At 43.8% G+C, this 22,263-nt stretch carries 18 protein-coding genes; 1 reads left to right on the top strand and 17 read right to left on the bottom strand.

The window, feature by feature from the left end; all coding sequences use genetic code 11:
• Positions 1-59: 59 nt before the first annotated feature.
• Positions 60-1,427: an ABC transporter substrate-binding protein gene (locus H70737_RS08115; protein ID WP_042186235.1), complete on the bottom strand. Its 1,368-nt coding sequence runs from the start codon at positions 1,425-1,427 to the stop codon at positions 60-62.
• Between the two features lie 374 nt (positions 1,428-1,801).
• Between H70737_RS08115 and H70737_RS08110 the strand changes: the two genes are divergently transcribed.
• Entirely contained in the window at positions 1,802-2,836 is a 1,035-nt protein-coding gene (locus tag H70737_RS08110; protein ID WP_042186234.1) for a LacI family DNA-binding transcriptional regulator, read from the top strand.
• A 207-nt stretch (positions 2,837-3,043) separates the two neighbouring features.
• Here H70737_RS08110 and glnA read toward each other — a convergent pair whose 3' ends face one another.
• The 16 genes from glnA to H70737_RS08035 all read right to left on the bottom strand — a co-directional run bounded on the left by glnA (position 3,044) and on the right by H70737_RS08035 (position 22,250).
• Entirely contained in the window at positions 3,044-4,468 is a 1,425-nt protein-coding gene (gene glnA, locus H70737_RS08105; RefSeq protein ID WP_042186233.1) for a type I glutamate--ammonia ligase, read from the bottom strand.
• A 283-nt stretch (positions 4,469-4,751) separates the two neighbouring features.
• Positions 4,752-5,798: a 3-deoxy-7-phosphoheptulonate synthase gene (aroF, locus tag H70737_RS08100; protein WP_042186231.1), complete on the bottom strand. Its 1,047-nt coding sequence runs from the start codon at positions 5,796-5,798 to the stop codon at positions 4,752-4,754.
• Positions 5,799-6,070: 272 nt separating this feature from the next.
• Complete coding sequence (locus H70737_RS08095) at positions 6,071-7,027, bottom strand: 4-hydroxy-3-methylbut-2-enyl diphosphate reductase (RefSeq protein ID WP_042186228.1); 957 nt, start codon at positions 7,025-7,027, stop codon at positions 6,071-6,073.
• A gap of 60 nt (positions 7,028-7,087) precedes the next feature.
• Positions 7,088-8,533, bottom strand: a complete 1,446-nt coding sequence (locus H70737_RS08090) for a sensor histidine kinase (RefSeq protein WP_042186227.1) — start codon at positions 8,531-8,533, stop codon at positions 7,088-7,090.
• 1 nt (position 8,534) lies between these two features.
• A complete protein-coding gene (locus H70737_RS08085) occupies positions 8,535-9,224 on the bottom strand; it encodes a response regulator transcription factor (protein ID WP_042125657.1) in 690 nt (229 codons plus the stop codon).
• Between the two features lie 109 nt (positions 9,225-9,333).
• Positions 9,334-10,998: a S1C family serine protease gene (locus tag H70737_RS08080; protein WP_042186226.1), complete on the bottom strand. Its 1,665-nt coding sequence runs from the start codon at positions 10,996-10,998 to the stop codon at positions 9,334-9,336.
• Positions 10,999-11,648: 650 nt separating this feature from the next.
• Positions 11,649-12,302: a response regulator gene (locus H70737_RS08075; RefSeq protein ID WP_042186223.1), complete on the bottom strand. Its 654-nt coding sequence runs from the start codon at positions 12,300-12,302 to the stop codon at positions 11,649-11,651.
• A 3-nt stretch (positions 12,303-12,305) separates the two neighbouring features.
• Positions 12,306-13,382, bottom strand: coding sequence for a HAMP domain-containing sensor histidine kinase (locus H70737_RS08070; protein ID WP_042186220.1), 1,077 nt, complete (start codon positions 13,380-13,382; stop codon positions 12,306-12,308).
• Positions 13,383-14,462 (bottom strand): cell wall-active antibiotics response protein LiaF, encoded by a 1,080-nt coding sequence (liaF, locus tag H70737_RS08065; protein WP_042186218.1) that lies wholly within the window; start codon positions 14,460-14,462, stop codon positions 13,383-13,385.
• 245 nt (positions 14,463-14,707) lie between these two features.
• Positions 14,708-14,851 (bottom strand): hypothetical protein, encoded by a 144-nt coding sequence (locus H70737_RS30655; protein WP_156113077.1) that lies wholly within the window; start codon positions 14,849-14,851, stop codon positions 14,708-14,710.
• Positions 14,852-15,027: 176 nt separating this feature from the next.
• On the bottom strand, positions 15,028-15,594 hold the full coding sequence (locus H70737_RS08060; RefSeq protein WP_442950257.1) for a 3D domain-containing protein: 567 nt from the start codon (positions 15,592-15,594) through the stop codon (positions 15,028-15,030).
• Between the two features lie 415 nt (positions 15,595-16,009).
• Positions 16,010-17,947: a threonine--tRNA ligase gene (gene thrS, locus H70737_RS08055; protein WP_042186216.1), complete on the bottom strand. Its 1,938-nt coding sequence runs from the start codon at positions 17,945-17,947 to the stop codon at positions 16,010-16,012.
• Between the two features lie 497 nt (positions 17,948-18,444).
• Positions 18,445-18,612 carry a type II toxin-antitoxin system antitoxin gene (locus H70737_RS30190; RefSeq protein WP_042186214.1) on the bottom strand — a complete coding sequence of 56 codons (168 nt, stop codon included), beginning with the start codon at positions 18,610-18,612 and terminating at the stop codon, positions 18,445-18,447.
• Positions 18,613-18,623: 11 nt separating this feature from the next.
• Entirely contained in the window at positions 18,624-19,466 is an 843-nt protein-coding gene (locus H70737_RS08045; RefSeq protein ID WP_042186213.1) for an SPFH domain-containing protein, read from the bottom strand.
• Between the two features lie 206 nt (positions 19,467-19,672).
• Positions 19,673-20,809, bottom strand: coding sequence for a cyclic dehypoxanthinyl futalosine synthase (gene mqnC, locus H70737_RS08040; protein WP_042125644.1), 1,137 nt, complete (start codon positions 20,807-20,809; stop codon positions 19,673-19,675).
• Between the two features lie 268 nt (positions 20,810-21,077).
• On the bottom strand, positions 21,078-22,250 hold the full coding sequence (locus H70737_RS08035; protein ID WP_042186212.1) for an aminotransferase class I/II-fold pyridoxal phosphate-dependent enzyme: 1,173 nt from the start codon (positions 22,248-22,250) through the stop codon (positions 21,078-21,080).
• Between the last annotated feature and the right edge of the window lie 13 nt (positions 22,251-22,263).

Raw genomic sequence — 22,263 nt, 5'->3', positions numbered from 1 at the left:
TGTTGTAGTACATGATGGTGCACAGTATGTTGTAGATGTCTGTTTATTAGGATAACAGCTTATTTAGGAGCTGCTGCTTCCCATTCTTTTTGTTGTACATCTGCAAGTTCTTTAGCGGTTTTGAATTCGCCGCCTGGTGCCAAGTATTCAGTGTGAACGCCTTCAGCAGCAATGTGCTCGCCTACATTGTCGCGGTTAATCATAATGATTTCATAAGCAAGTTCAAAGTCTTCTGCCATGTATTGGGCAAGTTCGTTATCAATGAAGTCACTGCCAGTTGCGATGTTATCTTGTGTTGGCACGAATCCGGCAGCCTTAACATATTCCGTGTAATTTTCTGGTTCAGAGAAGAATTCCAACCATTTCAATGCGCCTTCTTTGTTCGGACCTTTTTCTGCTGCATACCAAGTTACATCGTATTTGCCGACAAGAGAAGCGTTCTTAGCAGCATCTTCAGTAGCAGGGATTGGGAAGTATCCGAATTTCACATCAGGATTTGCCGCAGCGATTGTAGGTGCATCCCAAGTTCCGTCAGCAATCATAGCTGCTTTACCTGTTGCGAAGTACGAAGGTGCTGTTGCATAGTCAATACCCAAGAAACCATCGATGATGTAGTTATCTTGAAGGGTCTTCATTTTATCCAAAACTTCTACAGCCTCAGCATCGTTGAACGCCGAAGTGCCTTTCCAAACGCCTTCAATCCATTTTTGTTGGTCGCCGCCGCCTAGAATCTTAGCTTGCAAGCCGAACACTGGCAGTTTCAAAGGCCATACGTCTTTACCAGCCACTACGATTGGCACAATGCTCTTGGATTTCAAAGTATCTAGAACACTGATGAACTCTGTCCATGTTGTTGGAACAGTCAAACCGTTTTGTTCAAAAATTTCTTTATTATAGAAGAAACCTGACATTGCTACTTTACCGGTTGGGATCGCATACACTTTATCGTTGTAAGTACCCGCTTTGGCAATATCATTCGCATTGTAGTTTTTAACGAAAGCTTCGTTGCTCAGATCAGCAATCAAACCGGAATCAATCCATTGTTGCCAGTCTGGCACTTTCGCACCTGGTGTCCAATCTTTCGGAGACAATCTCATACCGGACAAATCAGCAAGGACGTCTACGTCACCAGCTGTAATTCTTGCTCTTTGTGCTTGTTTAAATTCATCGTCCGGACCTGTCGTCGTGTACTCAATCTTGTATTCTGGATATTTCTCTTCAAACTTCTTATTAATGTCTGTAATAACCTTGTTAATGTTTTCTTGTTTCCAGTGCAAGATTTTAATAACCTTTTTCTCACCATTTGCGGGCTTGCTTGTTCCATTGCCCGAAGTAGCCTCACCATTTGTGTTGTTGCCGCTTCCACATGCTGCTAATGAGAGCACTAGCGCTGAGCTCAACAATACCGCAGAAAGCTTCTTTACCATTTTTGTTACCCCCCAGATGATTTGTATGACCTCTTAACGAAACACCATCTTAATTATTGAAATTACGAAACTTTAGCGATTATAATACAGAAAGCGGTTTCGTTGTTTTTATTATTACATCGTTATTTATCTTTGTAAAGTCTTTTTTATTCTTTATCTTTGAACTATTCTTGAACTGAAATTCTCCAAAACCCTTTAAAATAAAGGATATATCTGCTTGAACGCCAAACATCCCATTGACTATCTACCTATATAATTATAAAATCATTTACGAAAACGTTTCGTAATTCATATTTGAAATCCATAAAAAGTTTAACTCAACGATACTTTTATCATAGATTACGGAGTATTTCGCATCATAAGGAGGACTAAAGTTGGCCTATAACATTAAAGACATAGCGAAAATAGCTGGAGTTTCTGTTTCGACAGTATCTAAAATCATAAATAACTACAGCGACATTTCGGAAGACACCAAGACTAGGGTACAACAAATCATAAAGGAAACTGGATATACTCCCTCCAATTCAGCAAAAACATTAGCTACAAAATCATCGAATCTAATTGGAGTTATTTTTGCAGGAATGCTGAACGTTGACTTTACCCACCCTTTTTTCATCGAAGTTCTAAATTCCTTCAAAAAACAAATGGGACTGCTAGGTTACGATCTGATCTTTTTCTCTAACGAAAAATTCCAAAGTGGCGATACCAATGATTATCTTGCCCGTTGTTTGCATTTTAATGTGGATGGCTGCCTACTTATTACCGGACAAGAGCTAGAAACCTCCATCAGCGAATTGGATAATAGTTCTATCCCATGCATCGGCGTAGATTTAAAGCTATCAGGCGACAATTCGGGTTATATCATGTCTGATAATTTTAAGTTGTCTACCAAGGTAGTCGAACACTTTTACTTATTAGGCTATCGAGAACTTGGTTATATCGGCAGCTCCTCTGAGTCAGAAATCTCCAATATACGTGAAAGTGGTTTCCGCAAAGCGCTTGAAGATTTAGGTCTACCGATCAACGAAAACTGGTTCTTAAACGGCAGCAACTTCTTTGAAGCCAGCGGTTATGAAACCATGCGTAGAATGATTTCGAATGGAAACTTGCCCAGAGCGATCTTCGCGGCTTCTGATCAGTTAGCTATTGGGGCTATGCGTGCCCTAAAGGAATCTGCTATTGCTGTTCCTGGAACCGTCGCGATTATTGGCTGTGACGATATCGAAGCCTGCAATTACACAACACCACTCTTGACTACGATTAAACAAAATAAAGATAAGATTGGTCGTCTAGCCGCGTTAATGCTGTATGATCTAATAAACAATCAATCAGGCACGAGCTCTTTCAGCGTCGAGCCAGAGCTCATCATAAGAGAATCCTGCGGAGCTCCTGAGCGGGGTTTAGTATAGATCCCCAAGTGATACCTCTACTTAATTAAAGCGGAACTACAGGGCAGAATATTAAACTATAGAAGCTAAAATGAGGATATCCTTAGCCATATCAATGGCCAAAGATATCCTCATTTTTGTTAGGATCAATACAAAAGGTGTTCCTAAGTCATTTCCATGACTTAGGAACACCTTTATTGGTTAAAGCTTTATATGATTTGAGCAATCTTACAGGTCGAAGTACAGAGAATATTCATGTGGATGAACACGAATCGCAACCTCTTGAGCCTCGGAACGTTTCAGAGCAATATAGTTATCAATGAAGTCCTTAGTAAATACGTCGCCTTCTGTAAGGAACTCGTAATCAGCTTCCAAAGAATCAAGTGCTTCGCTCAGGCTACCTGGAACGCTGCGGATCTTTTCTTTGTCTGCATCGGACAATTCGTAGATGTTCTTATCCAGAGGACCGTAACCCAGTTCTTGTGGGTTGATCTTGTTCTTAATTCCGTCCAGACCTGCCATCAGCATTGCGGAGAATGCCAAGTAAGGGTTAGCGGTGGAGTCCGGTGTACGGAACTCGATACGACAGCCCTTCGGTGTCACAGCCGCTACTGGAATACGAACTGCTGCAGAACGATTTCCTTTGGAGTATACCAAGTTGACCGGTGCTTCGTAACCAGGAACCAAACGTTTAAATGAGTTGGTGCTTGGGTTAGTCAAAGCGATCAAGGCTGGTGCATGGTACAAAATACCGCCGATATAGTGAAGAGCCATTTCGCTCAAGTTAGCATAAGCGCCTTTTTCGTAAAACAAAGGAGTGTCTCCGTCAAAGATCGATTGGTGTACGTGCATTCCGCTACCATTATCGCCAAACAGTGGTTTTGGCATGAAGGTTGCTACTTTGCCGTACTGACGTGCAGTGTTTTGTACAATATATTTATAAGTCATGAGATTATCAGCAGTTTTCTTTAAGGTATCAAAACGGAAGTTAATTTCCGCTTGGCCTGCAGTTGCTACTTCGTGGTGATGACGCTCAATGCGCAGTCCCACTTCAGCAAGCAGACGACACATTTCACTACGGATATCCTGTTGGGAATCCACAGGTGCTACAGGTACATATCCACCTTTAACGCCAACTTTAAATGCAAGATTGCCGCCTTCTTCTTTACGACCCGTATTCCAAGCCGCTTCTTCAGAGTCTACGAAGAATGAGGAGCTGTTCATACCACTCTCGTAACGAACATCATCAAAGATAAAGAATTCAGACTCAGGTGCGAAGAATGCTGATGTTCCAACTCCGCTCTTCTGAAGGAATTCTTCTGCTTTCACAGCAATACCGCGAGGATCGCGCTCATAGCGTTCACCATCAGGAGTGAAAATGTCGCACATAACGTTCAGCGTTGGATGAGCTGTAAACGGATCAATGAACACACTGTTCGGATCAGGCATCATAACCATGTCTGATTCTTCAATACCACGGAATCCTTTGATGGAAGAACCGTCGAATGCTACCCCATTTACAAAAGTTTCATCTTCCACTTCAGAAGCAGGCAGAGAAATGTGGTGAGCACGGCCACCTAAATCTACGAATCGAAAATCTACCCACTCGATATTGTTTTCTTTAATTGTTTGCAACACTTTTTCAACCGACATGAATTTTTCCTCCCCCAAGTTCCGAACATTAAGCCCCTCACAGTATGCAAATGTTCTTGTTTCATTTTTATTTGCTGTCGTCATTATAAATCTCATACCTAACATCGTCAATGCTTATGTCAGGTATTTCTTTCAGCAATGTAAGATATTCTAACGCTTTCGTGAAATCCATTATTTTCGCTAATATTCATAACATTTCTAACTTATCCAATAGCAAAGAAGCCCTACTATCCCGCTGTACCGCGGGTTTAGAGGACTTCCAAGGTTGTTAAATTCTTAAAAATTATAGCGCCGAAACGGTTTCTGGCGAAGTTGAAAACTTACGTCCAACAATCGGAGCAAGCTTTTCTAGATCCTTAAGCAGATTATCGAACTGCTCGGGGAATAACGATTGAACACCGTCACCTGTCATAGAATTGTCCGGATCTGTGTGCATTTCGATGATTAGACCATTTGCACCAGCTGCAACCGAAGCTTTAGCCATAGGTTCAACTAACTCACGACGTCCAGTGCCGTGACTTGGGTCAGAGATTACCGGAAGGTGGCTTAAGCTTTGTAAAACCGGAATAGCCGATAGATCCAGCGTATTGCGTGTGTAAGTCTCAAATGTACGAATACCACGCTCACAGAGCATTACATCCTTATTTCCGCCTGCCAAAATGTACTCCGCTGCATTGAGCAATTCATCATAGGTTGCACTGAAGCCGCGTTTCAGAAGGACAGGTCTTCCACAAGTACCCAGCTTGCGCAACAAATCAAAGTTCTGCATGTTCCGTGTACCCACCTGGAGGATGTCAGCATGCTCTGCACAAATATCCACATACTCTGGTGTCATAACCTCTGTAATGGTTAATAGGCCATGACGCTTTCCTGCTTCAGCCATCATAGTCAAACCTTCTACACCTACACCTTGGAAGCTGTATGGACCTGTACGCGGCTTAAACGCGCCTCCACGCAGTACCTGAGCACCTGAAGCTTTAACCAGACGGGCAATCTCATCAATCTGTTCTGGAGACTCAACGGCGCATGGTCCGCCCATAATCACCAGATTCTCTCCACCAATCTTCACACCCTTGATATCGATAATGGTATCCTCTGGATGGAAATCGCGGCTAGCTAGCTTATAAGACTTGGAGATCTTTACGACGTTCTCTACTCCCTTCATTTGCCGCAAATGCTCTGCAAGCTTAGGAGTTACACTTCCTACTAAACCGATAACAGTGTGATCTGCACCTTTAGAGAGATGTACCTGCAGACCCTCTTTTTCGATAACTGCAATAATATCTTTAACCTGCTCTTCTGGCGTTTGATTGGATGTAATGACGATCATTTTAATAACTTCCTCTCTACACTTAAAATTTATAATAATTTCGCTCAATACACTCGCACTACGACGCGTGTTCGCTTTTAAGCTTTTAAGCTTTTAAGCTTTTATGCTTTTAACCGATAAAGCGATTTTACTTTAAAAATCCTTTACCGTCAATCCTATTTCCTGATTTATAAGATGAAACCGCTTTTTCTAAATAGAAAAGCGCGTAACCTCGATAGATGAGGTTACGCGCTTTTGCCATAACACAAATATATAAGTTCGCTTACAGCGCATTAAGTAGTGCTTGTGCTCTTATTCTTAACCGGAGGAAGTAATTTCGCCATATTCACAGTACGTTTGATCTCCCATGTCTCGGGATTCTCGGAATCGTACTGCTCCAAATAATTAATAACTTCTTTGGTAATTGGTGTAGGTGTAGACGCGCCAGAGGTAACCCCCACAATATTTACACCCTTCAGCCAGTCGGTGTTTAGTTCAGAGATATCAGAAATCCGATGAGCAGGCACACCTGCGATCTCTTCCGACACCTGTGCCAGACGATTAGAGTTGTTGCTTCGTGGATCGCCAACGACAATCACTAGATCGCATTGACCCGCCTGTTCCGCTACAGCCTCTTGACGCACCTGAGTAGCCATACATATCTCATTATGCACTTCAGCACCTGGGAAGGTCTCTAGAAGCTTTTTCATAATATTCTTAATGTCCCACTGGCTCATAGTGGTCTGATTCGTAATTACAATCCGTGAAGAAGGAATGGATAGAGTTGCAATCTCATCTTCTTTTTCAATTAAATGCACATGCTCTGGCGCAATGCCGACAGCACCTTCCGGTTCCGGATGGCCTTTCTTGCCGATATAAATAACCTCATAACCGTCATCGACTTTCTCCTGAATGAGATCATGCGTCTTTGTCACATCAGGACAGGTAGCATCGACCGTAGTCAATCCTTTATCCCTAGCCATCTTGCGTACCTCAGGTGAAACTCCGTGAGCAGTGAATATAACGGTTCCACTGTCTACTTTATCAAGAATATCCAGACGGTTATGACCATCCAAGGTAATGATGCCATCGTCCTCAAACGAATTCGTGACATGACTATTATGAACAATCATGCCCAGTATATAAATCGGCCGGGGAAGATCGAGATTTTGCGCAGCCTGCCGTGCCATTACCATAGCATCGACTACTCCGTAACAATATCCCCGGGGAGAAATTTTAATGACTTCCATGACTTCACCAACTTTCTGCTTTCGTTGACTTCTGTAATAGGACACACTTTAAATTATACCCTATTCCAGCGGTGGAGCAAAGAGAAGCGGCAACCAGATCACAAAAGTAGTTCCTTCGCCTTGGCGTGTAACAACTTCCACAGACCCACCATGCTCGTCAATAATCCATTTAGCAATGGATAAACCAAGCCCAATTCCTTCAGTAATTCCACGTGATTCATCTGCACGATAGAAACGGTCGAAAATATATGGAACCTCATCTTTATCCATACCTATCCCCGTATCGGTGATCCGAATACCGACCTGATTCTGATAGAAAATCGTATCTAAACTTACCTCACCAGAAGGCGTGTATTTAAAAGCATTATCAATAAAAATAAATAACATTTGTTGTAAATAATCTTTATTACCCACAACATATTTTCCATTTAAGACGGACATATCCCCTGTAACCCACTCCGCTTGACGAGGCAGGAAGGATGCCCTACGCGCGATCTCAGTCATCATTGGTTCCAGTGCCACCGGCTCTATCTCGAAGGTTCGCCCTGTATCAGCACGAGCGAGCGAGAGCATATCTGCTACAAGTCGGCTCATTCGCTTAGACTCGTCCGCGATATCCTTCACCGATTCCATCGAGAGCTGGCGAATTTCAGCCTCGCTCATCTTCCCTTCGCCCGGTTCCATCTCCCAAACTTTTTGCAACAGATCGATATTCCCACGAATGGTTGTTAGTGGAGTCCGCAGCTCATGTGATGCATCGGAAACGAATCGACGCTGAGCTGCATAAGAATCCTCTAACTCTGTGTAGAATCCTTCCATCCGCCCAAGCATGTTATTGACAGTCTCAATTAAACGACCTATTTCGTCCGGAGGTCCATCATATTCAATACGGGAGCTTAGGTCTGTCCCAGTCTGGATACCGTTTGCAGCTTCAATCACTTTCCCAATAGGACTCATCGCTTTACGTGCCAGGAATAAACCAAAGGTAAATGCCGCGATCAAGGTAGCAAAAGAACCGACAAGCAATATATTTTTCAAACGCTCCAATAGCTTATTCTGCTCATTCACATAGGCAGCGACTTGTAATACAGCCACTGGATTATTATTATAATGCTCTAGTTCGATAGGCATCTCGTAGATCAAAAACTGATTGCCGTCCACAACAACATTACGAAATCCTTTTGCAATTTTATCTTTAGCAGGATAATCAAACCGTAGGCCAAAGTTAATCATATTTGTCGATTGTGACAAGCTTTTGCTGCCATAAGTATAAATCTGCGTATATAAATTGGAGTTTTCAGGACCGACTCCGCCAAGTTTCAGCTCACCATTGTAGCGATCAACGCTAAATAAAAGTTTCGTTTGCTCAGATTGTACCTTCAGACGATCCTTCAAGTCCCCATACGTATTAAAATAGACAAAACCGTAAATTGCGGCTGATAAGGCCAGCAGCATAACGGCCAAAATCCCTGAATACCAAGCAGTCAGCCGCAATCTTATAGACATGTTAGTTGTCACCTCTTAGAATGTAACCGGCACCCCGGATCGTTTGAATGAGGCGTTTACCGCCATGCTCCTCCGTCTTTTGACGTAGCATAGCTATGTATACCTCAAGTACATTTGATTCACCGCTATAATCATAACCCCATATTTTATCCATGATCAGATCCCGCGAAAGCACCCGTTTCGGATTTTGCATAAAGAGATGCAGCAGCTCAAATTCCTTCGCTGTCAGCTCCAGTCTCTTGCCGGCGCGTGTCACTTCACGTGAATCCACATCCAAGGTAATATCCTCGTAAGTAACCGCTTGCTCACTGCCGCCACTTTGCTCACTCTTGCGCCGAAGCAATGCTCGCACACGCGCAAGTAACTCTTCCAGCGCAAATGGTTTAACTAGATAATCGTCCGCACCCAGATCAAGCCCTTTCACACGATGCTCAATTTCATCCTTGGCCGTAAGCATTAGAACAGGTACATTACTGCCCCCTTCTCGCAAACGACGACAGACTTCAAATCCGTCTACCTGAGGCATCATAACATCCAAAATCACCACATCCGGATCGCTGCTTAGGATTGCTCGTAAACCATCCGCTCCATTCACCGCTGTCTTTACATCGTAGCCTTCAAAAGCTAACCCCCGGCGCAGCATGGAAATAATTTTTTCATCATCATCAATAATAAGAATATTCGGTCGCATCAAGCAGCCCCCATTGTTCATTTCTATTTATTTATATTGTAGCAGTCACACCATGATTAGACAAAAACGGAAGGGTTGCCCCTTCCGCGTTATTCACCGTCCGGTGTTATTACTTCTGACTTTGCCCAGTAGTCGTATCAAAATCATTCTTGTTGCCGATTGTTACGGAAAGATCCATGTTTTTACCATCGCGCACCACATTCAGCGTTACTTTGTCACCGACTTTTAACGTTTGAATGAAAGCGATCAGATCTTGATTTGTTGCATATTTTGTGCCATTTGCACCTGTAATGATATCGTAAGGGCGCAAGTCAGCGGCATACGCTGGCGATTTAAAGATAATGTCTGCAACTACAGAACCTTCTTTAATATCCGTGCCCATTTGCTTAGCTACTTCATCTGTAATCGTCATAAGCGTTGCACCAATGAATGGTACGGGTTCTTTTGGAATCGCTTGGTTCGCTTCGAGTTTATCTACGACTTCTTTAATCGTATTCACAGCGATAGCGAAACCTATACCTTGGGAATCTGTGCTAACAGCTACGTTCATACCAATTACCTGTCCATTCATATTGAGCAACGGACCACCGGAGTTACCAGGGTTGATAGAAGCATCTGTTTGCAGCAGGTTTTTGTAGTTGCGTGTTCCACTACCATCTTCTTCGTTAATATCAATGCTGCGTCCTTTTGCACTAAGAACACCAGAGGTTACTGTATGGTCGAAGCCTTGCGGGTTACCGATAGCAACCACTTCTGAGCCTACTTTCAAGCTATCCGAATCTCCCAGAGCAACTGTAGGAAAATCAGTATCTCCTTCAATCTTCAGTACTGCCAAATCCAGATCTTTGCTAGAACCTAGCAATTTCGCTTCGTATGGTTTGGTCACGCCATCCACTGTAACTTGGATAACATCGGCATTTTCAATGACGTGCTGATTGGTCAAAATATATCCGGATTTCTCATAAATGAAGCCTGTTCCAATTCCATAAGGGATGAGCTGCGATGAAGAATTTGAACCTGACTTCGAGTCCTGCTCATTTTGTGAAGAACCACTTCCACCGTATTGATCCCCGAAGAAAAATTGAGAGAACGGATCACTTAAGTTCGGACTGGATGAACTTCCATTACGCGAACCAGATTTCACTAACGTCTCAATCTTGACGACTGCTGGTCCAACCGCATCAACTACGCCAGTCACATCACGAGATCCTTTCACCAATGATGTAGTGGTAGTATTAGGTGTAGTACTAGCACTCTCATTCGTCGTCTTCGCCGTTCCATTCGATTCTGAGCTCGCAATGGTTGAAGCTGCATCTCCTGTGAACCAGTTGCCTCGATCTGCCATGAACATAGAACCTGAGAGAACGACCATACCCGCTAAGAAGGAAACAAATATTGTTTTCACTGAGCTTTTTGGCTTTTTATTAAATTGCCAGCCACCGCCACCTTCAGAACCGCCTCCGCCGTTTCCTCCACGTCCACCGCCATTACCATCAAAGCCTGTACTGCGATATGAACTGTTATATGGAAGTTGTTTTACAGGCTGTGGAGGTGTAATCTCGACCCGCTCCGGCTCCATCCGGTTGTAATGCTGAGCACTTCCGTCTACGTTACTTTCATCTTTGTTCAATGATTTAAATGGTCCATAAGAATAGTAGTATGATGATCCGGATTCGGATGACTGATTATTATTGCTATTATGGTTATTATTGTCCCAATCCCGATCTGGTGCTGGTCCATTGTCTCGATTAAAGTTGTTTTTGTTATCGTCCATGTTTATTTACCTCCTGCATCCTGTCGCCTGACAAGGATTAATTTGTTTTCTTGTTTCTTATTTTGTACTTTAAACCTTAAGGTCACATTAAAAACAATTTAAGCGGAGATAAAAGATATAGGCGAATAGACGGGATTTGGTTCAAAAGGCGCACGCTGTTGATCGGGAATGGGTTTCAGGCTACACCGCTGTTGAAATCATGTTCCTATGAATTGACACTGCGAGTGGAACATGATTTCAAGGGCGGACGTAAACTTTTCGCTCTGATACCCAATCCCTAGGCAGGGAAGTAAAAAAGAAGCTCGGGCGCGGAAAACAACGCGGCCCGAACTTCCAACATACAACCTAGAACAAAATCCTAGAACGTCGTCCATGAACGAAGTCCAAGAACAAGGAACAAACAACGATCAATAATTATAGGGAAAAACTCCCTATAATTAACCAAAAACCATAAGAAATCAAGATTTAAAGGGAATACCTCCCTATAATTCTCAGCAATATAGCTATTTATGAGAAAAACAAGGAATTTATACGGAGGATTTCCCTATAATCCTGTATACAAGCCTAAAACTCAAGTTTAAAGGGAAGTTTTCCCTATAACTTACTTTTAAGCCCCCATAAACTACCCCAAATCATCTTGAATAACAAACCTAACCCTGAGCCCAACCCTTTCGATGAGCATAAATAGCCAACTGGGTTCGATCATCCAGCTCGCATTTCATCAGCAGGTTACTGACATGCGTCTTCACTGTCTTGATGCTGATATGTAGTTCCTCGCCGATATCCTTATTGGTCTTGCCCTCAGCAATGAGCAGTAGGACCTCCTTCTCACGCTCCGTCAAGCCGGAGGAATCACCTTGCACGGTACGCTGGCGAATGCCACGTGTCAGCGCTTGCGATACATCACCAGTCATAACTGGCATACCTCGAAATGCGCCTTGCAGTGCGTAGATCAGCTCCTCTGCAGACACAGTTTTGAGCACATAGCTGACTGCTCCAGCCTCTATAGCGTCCACGACGAGGTCATCCTCTAAAAAGCTGGTCAAGATAACGATTTTGAGACCAGGAAATTCCGATAGCACTGCACGAGTAGTCTCCACACCATTCATCACAGGCATCATCAGATCCATCAGCACGAGATCGGGTAAGCCTTCATGTCCACCAGCACGCAGCATCTCCAGCGCTTCCTGTCCATTTGCTGCCTCACCTATAACCTCAAACGTCGGCTCCAGCATCAGATATGTTTTAAGACCCATCCGCACCATATCATGATCATCCACGAGCAACACTCTTATGACGCTCATGCTCTATTCCTCCTCGTCCTCTGTATCTGTTCCTAATGCTCTTTTTTCCTCTAACTCAGAGTTCCCTTGCACAAACTTAGGGATATGTACGCGTATGGTCGTTCCCGCACCTTTACGGCTAATAATCTCCACTTGTCCACCCAGTTTCTCCGCACGTTCGCGCATGGTGGTAAGACCGTATGATCCCTGTTTTTGCTGTATATGTTCAAAACCTTGACCGTCGTCGCTAATACTCAGCACAACCTGTCTTGACCCTTCACGCAGTGATAAACTGACCAGTCTAGCTTCAGCATGCTTCACAATATTCGCCATAGCCTCCTGGATAATCAAGAATAACTGATGTTCAATAGCCTCAGATAATTCTCCTTGCAGCTCAAGCTCCTTCATTCCTTTTAAGCCGTTCTGGCGGCAATAATCAGGGAACCATTTTTCCAGTGCTTCGAAAAGATTCCTGCCTTCCAGCTCCACCGGTCGCAACTGTGCAATAAGTGCTCTCATCTGCTTTTGTGCCATCTGTGACATTGCAATTAACTGATCCATTACCAATTGACCTTGAGCTTCATTAACCTTCAGCACTTTAGGCAGCGAAGAAGCCGACATATGGATGGCAAAAAGCTGTTGGCTCACCGTATCATGCAAATCCCGGGCCATACGCCTTCTTTCCTCCAACACCGCACTCTCCGCTGCCTGTTCCTTCTCAATAACCTCTTGTTCACCCAATCGCTGCAGAAGCTGCATCTTGTTCTCAACCGTATCCATCATGACATTAAATTCATGGTACACTCTCGCAAAAGACTGGTCATCACTCTCTGGCATACGAACGGACAGATTCCCTTTTGCCACCTGCAGCATATTTAGATCCAGATGATCAATCCGGCGCTGAATGCGCTGACCTGCCATATAGCCGATTACAACAGTGAACAACACGATCCCCAGACATAAGTACAGCCACATGCGATAATCCATTACTTCGATATACCCAAGGCAAGTGCCTGCATACATCAACCCGGCGCTTACGGCTCCAGTGAGCAAAAAGTAAAACAACAACAACCATTTGGTATTACTAAAGATTGTTCCCATCTAACCCACCGTTTTAACTTTAATGTCACCTATAAAAGCACTTACGTTAATGCGGACCTTTTTGCCCGCTTCTTTATAATAAGGCGTCTTGCATTGAACACTGCTCATAAATCCACTCCGAGACTGATCCAAAACTTCCATATCGCCGATAAATGAACTACTGTTCACTGAGATTCCAAGATCCATATCATTCGGAATGTACACCTTGATGTCACCTATAAAAGCGGAGATATTAATTTTCGTTTCTCCATAAGCAATCTGCGCGTTCGTCAGATCCAGTACAGTATCACCTATAAACTGCGAGACATTTGTATTCTTCAGTTGGAAATGCTCGCGACCCATGTGGACATCCCCAATAAAAGCAGAGCGATTAGTTGACTCCTTGCTGCTACTCTCTGTCTTATGGAACTCCTCATGCCATTCCCCATGTCTTCTAGCATGACGCTCATGACGTTCTTGGCGTCTGCGCTCATGACGCTCCTGTTTCTCCTGCCAACGTGATTCAGCGGTGGACTTAAAAGCTCCAGTTCCGTCCTCATCCTCTTCTTCATCTTTTTGAAGATTAATATTCCAGTCTCGCTCTCCAGAAGGTTTGCCGAATTTCTGCTCGAATTGTTCATCAAGCGTGGAATCCAGCGGCGTTGGCGGCTCCACATCCAGTGAGCTTTTTCCTGGAGGAAAGTAATCAGGTGGTGACGGTGGCGCAGGTGGCACTGGTGGTACTGAACCTCGTGGTTTAAAGATCACATAAAGACCGCCACCAATAAGCATGATTGGAATGAACATTTTGAAAAAATCCCCGGCTGAAATATCGAACCAGTCCAAATTTCGTCCAAGGAAGAACACTCCGATCGCCAGAAAGAAAAAACCGCCGATAGGTGAAGATCCACCTTTTTGATGTTCGTCTCCCGTACCCAGGAGTCGCTTCATCCCCATGAGGATCAAGATAACAGGCCAATAATTTGAGATTAAATAACCTAAGCTGAAATCGGTGTAACCCAATTGTCTAAGTAGAAACATGGCTCCAATCCCTATCAGGATCAAGCCGCCAAAAATCTGACTGGTGAACCTTCTTTTCATATTCCATTTCCCCTTTAAATTAGTGGAACGCTCTCTTCTTCAATCTTATAGCCTTAGTCTACAGGAAGGAAGCGCTCATAAACAGCGGCGAGAGAAGGAACTTCCACTCAGTCTCTAGACGGAGACGAATGGGGTAATATTCCATTTACTTCATTATATATGAAAAATGAAAAAAAGACCGTCCCTCAGTTATAAACTGATTGGGACAGTCTCTTTATTCAGCAGTCTTCTGCTTCAGAAGCGCATTATTGTTGCGGTTTCTGAGCTGGCTTAGAAGTATTTCCACTTTGCTTAGTTGCGCCGTCATTCTCAACAGCAAACTCAGCATTGTATTTTTCATTCGGTGTTTTGTAGTTTTCTTGAACTTTAGATTTTTTATTATTAGCCACGTAATTCACCTCCCTTATCCCTTATGCAGCATAGATAATGCTTACTAAGAGAAAATCTCGGATGAGGCTAATGCTCTGCCCCAGTCCGTATTATGGCAAGGTGATGTCACTATTATGCATGACCAAGTGAAATTAAGTTCAATCCACCAAATTCATTGAAGTATAACCGCTAGATCTTAAATGGATTCTTCCAGCAGGGATTGCGGTACAGCATTATAAGTCTCAATTGCCTGAGTGAGCTTCTTCAGCATCACTTCTGTACATGTACCGTTTCCTCGCTTAATGAGCTGAACTACAACTGATTTTTTGCCCCATTCCTTATACACCTGTTTCGTAGTAGCAAAATACAAATCAATCTTCCGCCCTTTAATGGCAGATCCTGTATCAGCGACGATGCCGTATCCATAACCAGGTATATAAAGTATACTCCCTAACGGGATTACCTTAGGGTCAGCAGCAATAGTCGAGACTGTGTTCTTATCTCTACGTACTTTAACACCTGAATAGGTGATTCCGTATTCGGGATGTTTAGATGTTTTACCTGTAGATTCATAACCCGCAGTATAACCCGTCGCCATCACTTTCATTGAAGTAATAATCTGGTCAGGAGCTGGTGCAGCTACAGGAACAGAATTCGGCGATTTTGAAGAGCCCGTGCCCCCACTCCCTTTGGTAGTTGGAGCTTTAGTGCTCTGTGGTGACTTTGTAGCTACTGGTTTATTTTTTGTTGTCGCAGGAACGATCGGTACGCTGGAATATGGCTCGTTTGATAACAAGGTAGCACGGCCAGTGGTGAGAATAGCTTGTTGATCTTTGATTCTCATTGAACCAGAATTAGCCTGAGTATGTTGCAATTCGTTCGAAAGCGTTTTGCTAATATCTGTGTGCTGTAATGTGTCTCCTGTCCCATTGGCCACAACTGCTTGATGCTTGGATTCAGGAATGATACCTGCAGCAGTCAACAGTAGGACTATTGTGACGAAAAGACACCAAAACCTCTGAAATATGCCCATTTTGTTCATGTGATAAACCTCCCCCTTATTAGCGAAGGTTTCCCGATTCACAAAATTTTATACATAAAGATCAATTTTCAATCCTTATGGGCATATGACAGAGGTCATTATTAGACGTACTTTTGGTGTTGGTTATTACAAGTAATTAGGAGATTACACGGTCAGCAATTTCTTGGGCCAGCAGTTCAATCACTTCTTGAAGTGGCTTAGCTCCCATATCGCCTTCTCCACGCTTACGGATGGAAACTGTCTCGGCATTCATCTCATTCTCTCCAACTACGAACATGTATGGTAGCTTCTCCAGCTGAGCTTCACGGATCTTATAGCCAAGCTTCTCATTACGTAAATCTGCCTCAGCAGAGATACCACGGCGACGCAGCTTGTCTGTAACTTCCTTAGCATAATCGTCGAAGGCAGTCGAAACAGGAATAACTTTAACCTGCTGTGGAGACAGCCAAAGCGGCAGTGATCCTGCAAAGTTCTCTAACAAGAAAGCAACAAAGCGCTCCATTGTACCTAAAATACCGCGGTGTAGAACGACTGGACGGTGTTTCTGACCATCGTCACCGATATATTCCAATTCAAAGCGTTCAGGCAGCAAGAAGTCGATCTGTACAGTGGAGAGAGTTTCTTCTTTGCCTAGTACAGTCTTGATCTGCACATCCAGCTTCGGACCGTAGAAGGCAGCTTCGCCTTCTGCTTCGTAGAATGGCAGACCAGCTTCTTCTACAACTTCACGCAACATACGCTGTGCAGTTTCCCACATTTCGTCATTAGCGTAATATTTCTCTGTATCCTTAGGATCACGATAAGACAACCGGAAACGGTAGTCATTAATACCAAAGTCACTGTATACCTGTTTAATCAACTCGATTACACGAATGAACTCGCCTTTAATTTGATCCAGACGGCAGAAAATATGGGAGTCATTTAGAGTCATCGAACGCACACGGTGCAAGCCAGTCAATGCTCCTGACATTTCATAACGGTGCTGGATACCCAGTTCAGCAATACGGATCGGCAGATCACGATAGCTGTGCATGGAGCTCTTATAAATCATCATGTGATGCGGGCAGTTCATTGGGCGAAGTACAAATTCTTCATTATCAATAGTCATTTTAGGGAACATGTCCTCTTGATAGTGCTCCCAGTGTCCAGAAGTTTTATATAGTTCAACATTACCAAGAACCGGAGTATATACATGCTGGTATCCTAGACTTGCTTCCAGATCCACAATGTATCGTTCCAGAATACTGCGCAGTTTAGCACCCTTAGGCAGCCAGATCGGCAAGCCTTGGCCTACCAATTGATTAAATGTGAAGATTTCAAGCTCTTTACCCAGCTTACGGTGGTCGCGTTTCTTCGCTTCTTCAAGCAGACGAAGATGCTCATCGAGCTGCGCTTTTTTAATCCAAGCTGTACCGTATACGCGTTGAAGCATTTTATTCTTGCTATCGCCGCGCCAGTAAGCACCAGCTACATTCATCAATTTAAAGACTTTGATCTTAGAAGTCGACGGTAAGTGTGGTCCACGGCACAAGTCGAAGAATTCACCTTGTTCATAGATCGAAATCACACTATCTTCAGGCAATGCTTCGATTAGTTCAAGTTTGTAAGGATCGCCTAGCTCACCGAATATTTGGAGCGCTTCCTTACGGCTAACTTCCTTACGTACGATTGGAAGGTTCTCAGAGATAATGCGATCCATTTCCTTTTCAATCTTTAGCAGATCCTCAGGATTAAGCGGATGTTCCAAATCCATATCGTAGTAGAAGCCATCTTCGATAACAGGACCTACACCAAGCTTAACTTCCTTTGTTCCATATAAACGTCTTACAGCTTGCGCCATCAAGTGGGCAGTACTGTGACGCATAACTTCCAAGCCATCAGGTGAATCCAAAGTTACGATTTCTATCAATGCGCCTTCCTCTAGCGGAGTGGACAGATCCACGACAATACCATTCAATTTCCCTGCCACCGCATTCTTGCGAAGTCCACTACTAATAGAAGCCGCTACATCATCAATATTACTACCTTCTGCGTATTCCCGAACGGAGCCGTCCGGAAGTTTAATACTTACCATTTTAATTTCCTCCTTCATTTCCTTAAACCAAACAACAATTTTAAATTTTTCGAAACGGAAATATCCACGCATACAAAAAACGCCCGTCCCGCAAAGGGACGAGCGTTTGCACCCGTGGTTCCACCCAAATTCGATTCTCTCAATCTGCTCTAAAGCAGAGTCGAGTCAGAATCCTTCGTAAGCATGGAATAACGACCATGAACCGGCGGTTCTTACTATCCCATTTCAGGGAATTCATAACCGCAGCTACAAAGGGGTAAATCGATAGTAGGATACCGGAGGAAATTACAGCCTATGTTCCCTCTCTCTGATACGGTCCAGAACAATCCATTCATATCTTTGTCAAAGCTGTTAACGTGAATTATGGAGTAATTATAAATCTGTCCTCTCTGACAGTCAAGTCTGTAGAGGGGGCAAAATTTTGTAAACAGCGGAAACAGTCACCTACACGGACAGTTCTGCAGCCAGGAAATAGCGCTAGAACTGTCCTTAACAGGTTACTCTTCTCGGCGTTTCCCAGGTAAGCGGCCTGCACGTTTCAAAGACTCACGCAGCAAGTATTCGATATGTCCGTTTACACTGCGAAATTCCTCTCCCGCCCAACGTTCCAACGCCTCATGCAGATCCGGATCGATCCGCAATGGAAAGCTTTTCTTGGCCGCCATGATGCACCGCCTTAATACAACGAGCCGGCGTTAATGACCGGACTCGCTCCGCGCTCCGACACGATCGCCACCATCAGATTATTAATCATGGCCGCTTTACGTTCTTCGTCAAGCTCCACTACACCGCTCTCTTTAAGCTGTTTAATCGCCATATCGACCATACCAACTGCACCTTCAACAATGATTTGACGAGCAGACAGAATGGCAGAAGCTTGCTGCCGCTGCAACATGGTGCTGGCAATTTCTGTTGAATAAGCCAAATGTGTAAGCCGGGCTTCAATGACTTCTACACCAGATAAGGACAAACGCTCTTGAAGCTCAGTCGCTAACTCTTTAGCAATTTCATCTGCATTGGCACGCAGAGACATCCCAGATTCATTGAAGTTATCATAAGGGTATTTGCTGGCCACATGACGCAGCGCCGTTTCACTCTGAATCTCTACGAAAGCCATGTATTTATCTACATCAAAGAGGGCTTTAGCGGAGTTAATCACCTTAAAGACGATAACTGCAGCAATTTCAATCGGATTACCTTCAACATCATTGACCTTGAGCTTCACACTGTTAAAGTTACGAACGCGTAGGGAAACCGTCTTACGTACGCTGAACGGAATAACTGCGAACAGTCCACTCGTTGCAATAGTCCCTACATATTTGCCGAAAAAGGTGACTACAACCGACTTATTAGGTTGTACAACCGTAATACTCGTACATAGTATTGCTGATACAACGAACAGAATGACCGGTACTGCAATATACTCCTGAACAGCACCATAGATTCCACCAGCCAAACAAACTGCAATTAATGCGATAACCCAAAATCCGCTGACAGGACGAAGCGTTTTCTCCTTCATAAAAAAGCACCCCCATAAGATATTCTTTTGATATGATTATGATATCATTTTTGGATAATAATGTGTATACAGAAATGTAATAAAATAATGAATTTATGTTCACAGGTAAAATAAACCTTCGAAATCTTAACCATACAAAAAACGCTTGCTGCTCAATCATCCACTAAACGGATTAACGAGCAACAAGCGTTGATTTAATTTATATATTAGTTCTGCATGATGAAATCATTATCAATCTTCGCATTAGCATCATCGAACACGCGCAGAATATCGTAGCGTGTATTCCGCTGTGCCGGGATTTTGCCTGCTTCGCGGATCAGCTGAGTAATCGATTCGATATTGACCTTGTAGGTCGCGCCCGCAGAAGATACTACGTTTTCTTCAATCATCGTACTACCGAAATCGTTGCAGCCATATTGAAGGGAAAGCTTACCGACCTCTGGTCCCATTGTTACCCAAGAGGACTGGAAGTTTTTAATATTGTCTAGAACAAGGCGACTTATGGCTACCGTCTTCAGATATTCTTCAGGCGTTTGTCTATCCAGCTTCAGGTTGGTATTGTCCGGTTGGAAGGTCCAAGAGATAAAGGCCAAGAAACCCTCTGAATCATACTTGTTGGCAATACACTCGTCCTGAGCCTCACGCACACGAAGTAAGTGTAATGCCCGTTCTTCCATACTTTCACCAAGTCCAATGACCATCGTAGCTGTCGTATTCATACCGATCTTATGCGCTGTCTGCATGACATCCATCCACTCGCGCCATGAGCCTTTAAGTCGGCTGATCTTGCGGCGTGTGCGATCATCGAGAATTTCCGCTCCACCACCTGGTAGTGAATCCAGGCCAGCAGCATGGATTTCACGCACAACTTCCTCGAGCGATAATCCAGATACTTCCTTCATCTTCATAATCTCAGCAGGAGAGAAGGAATGCATTGTAATCTCAGGAAAACGTTGCTTAATTCCGCGAAGTATATCGGTATAATAGCTGAAAGGAAGATTTGGGTTCGTACCGCCTTGCATCAGTATTTCTGTACCATTTACAGCGATAGTCTCAGCGATTTTTTGGTAAATCGTCTCATCCGGCAATACATAACCCTCATCAGAGCCCGGTCTGCGATAAAATGCGCAGAAACGGCAGTAGACATCACATACATTCGTATAGTTAATATTACGACCAATTACAAACGTGGCCATCGGGTCTGGATGCCAGCGTTCCATTATGGTGTTTGCAGCTGCACCCATTTTCTCAATTTCGTTGCTCTCGAACAGCCGGATGGTATCTTCCAATTGGAGACGTTCACCCCGTAGGGCTTTGTCCAAAATAAGATCTATCGCACTCATCGTTCGCATCCTCCTTCTAAACCCTTAGGGGTATGGTAGAATCACAAAATTACAGGAAGAAAAAACGTTGTCTCTTTTTTCAAGGTGACAACCCTTTCTCATACAATTGAACAGTTCATTTCCTCATCGTATCACAATCTGAACAGCTTGAAAAATGCTTTTACATTCTTCGCAAATTCCTATCCAGAAGAAAAGCAGCATCGCACTAAGCGATACTGCTAGTTATACTCTATTTCTCCACTAACACTCGATTGAACATTTCTTCCTGTTACTTGGACTCAATTTCTGCCCTAGCGGCTTCTAGTGCTTGGCTAAGATCAGCAATCAAATCCTCTGCATGTTCAATACCGACGGAGAAGCGCAGTAAACGATCATCTACACCCACAGCATTTCGAATCTCCACAGGAATATCAGCATGCGTTTGTACAGCCGGATAAGTCATCAGTGACTCTACACCGCCCAAGCTTTCTGCGAATGCAATAAGACGAATATGACGAAGAAGCGGCTCTACGTATCTGGCATCTTTTAATTTGAAAGAAAAAATACCGGTATTGCCTGAAGATTGGCGATTCTGGATTTCATGTCCTGGATGATCAGGCAATCCTGGATGAAACACTTCCGCAATCGCTGGATGCTCTAATAAGTAGTGAGCGATCGCTAATGCATTGCTTTCGTGACGCTCCATACGCAGCGCCAATGTCTTCAAGCCCCTCATCAACTGATAACTGTCTGTTGGTCCGAGCACGGCGCCAATAGAGTTATGTAGAATAGCTAATTCAGCTGATAATTCTACACCCTTGGATACAATCAGGCCTGCCAGTACATCATTATGACCACCCAAATACTTAGTAGCGCTATGAACTACAATATCCGCACCTAATTCTATAGGCCGTTGGAAGAATGGAGTCAGCAGCGTATTATCTACAATGCTAAGTAACCCATGATGACGTGCCCAAGTGCACACGGCTTCAATATCCGTGATCATCATAAGTGGGTTCGTTGGCGTTTCAATAAATACAGCTTTCGTATTTGGACGACGCGAAGTTTCCAGTGCATCCAAATCATTCGTGTCTACATATGAAGCAGTGATTCCAAACTTGGACATAATCCGTTCCAACAAACGATAGGTACCGCCGTAAAGATCCAGCGAAACGATCAGATGGTCGCCTTGAGCAAACAAGGTAAGCACCGTTTGTATCGCTGCCATCCCTGAGCTACAAGCAAATCCTGCATCTCCGGATTCCAGTTCTGCAGCTGCATTCTCAAGCACTGAACGGGTCGGACTCTTGGTACGGCTATAATCAAACCCTGTGCTCTGACCGAGTTTTGGATGACGAAATGCCGTTGCATTATAAATCGGAAAATTAATTGCTCCTGTGGCTGGATCTTCTTGAGAACCTATTTGAGCCAGTCTACTTTCAATCCTAAGTTTGTCATCCATGATTAATGCCTCC

Origin of the sequence: Paenibacillus sp. FSL H7-0737 (assembly GCF_000758545.1) — a bacterium.
Lineage (GTDB): Bacteria > Bacillota > Bacilli > Paenibacillales > Paenibacillaceae > Paenibacillus_AQ.
The sequence above is the reverse complement of the archived record's forward strand: the minus strand, read 5'-3'. Positions and strand labels throughout refer to the sequence as shown.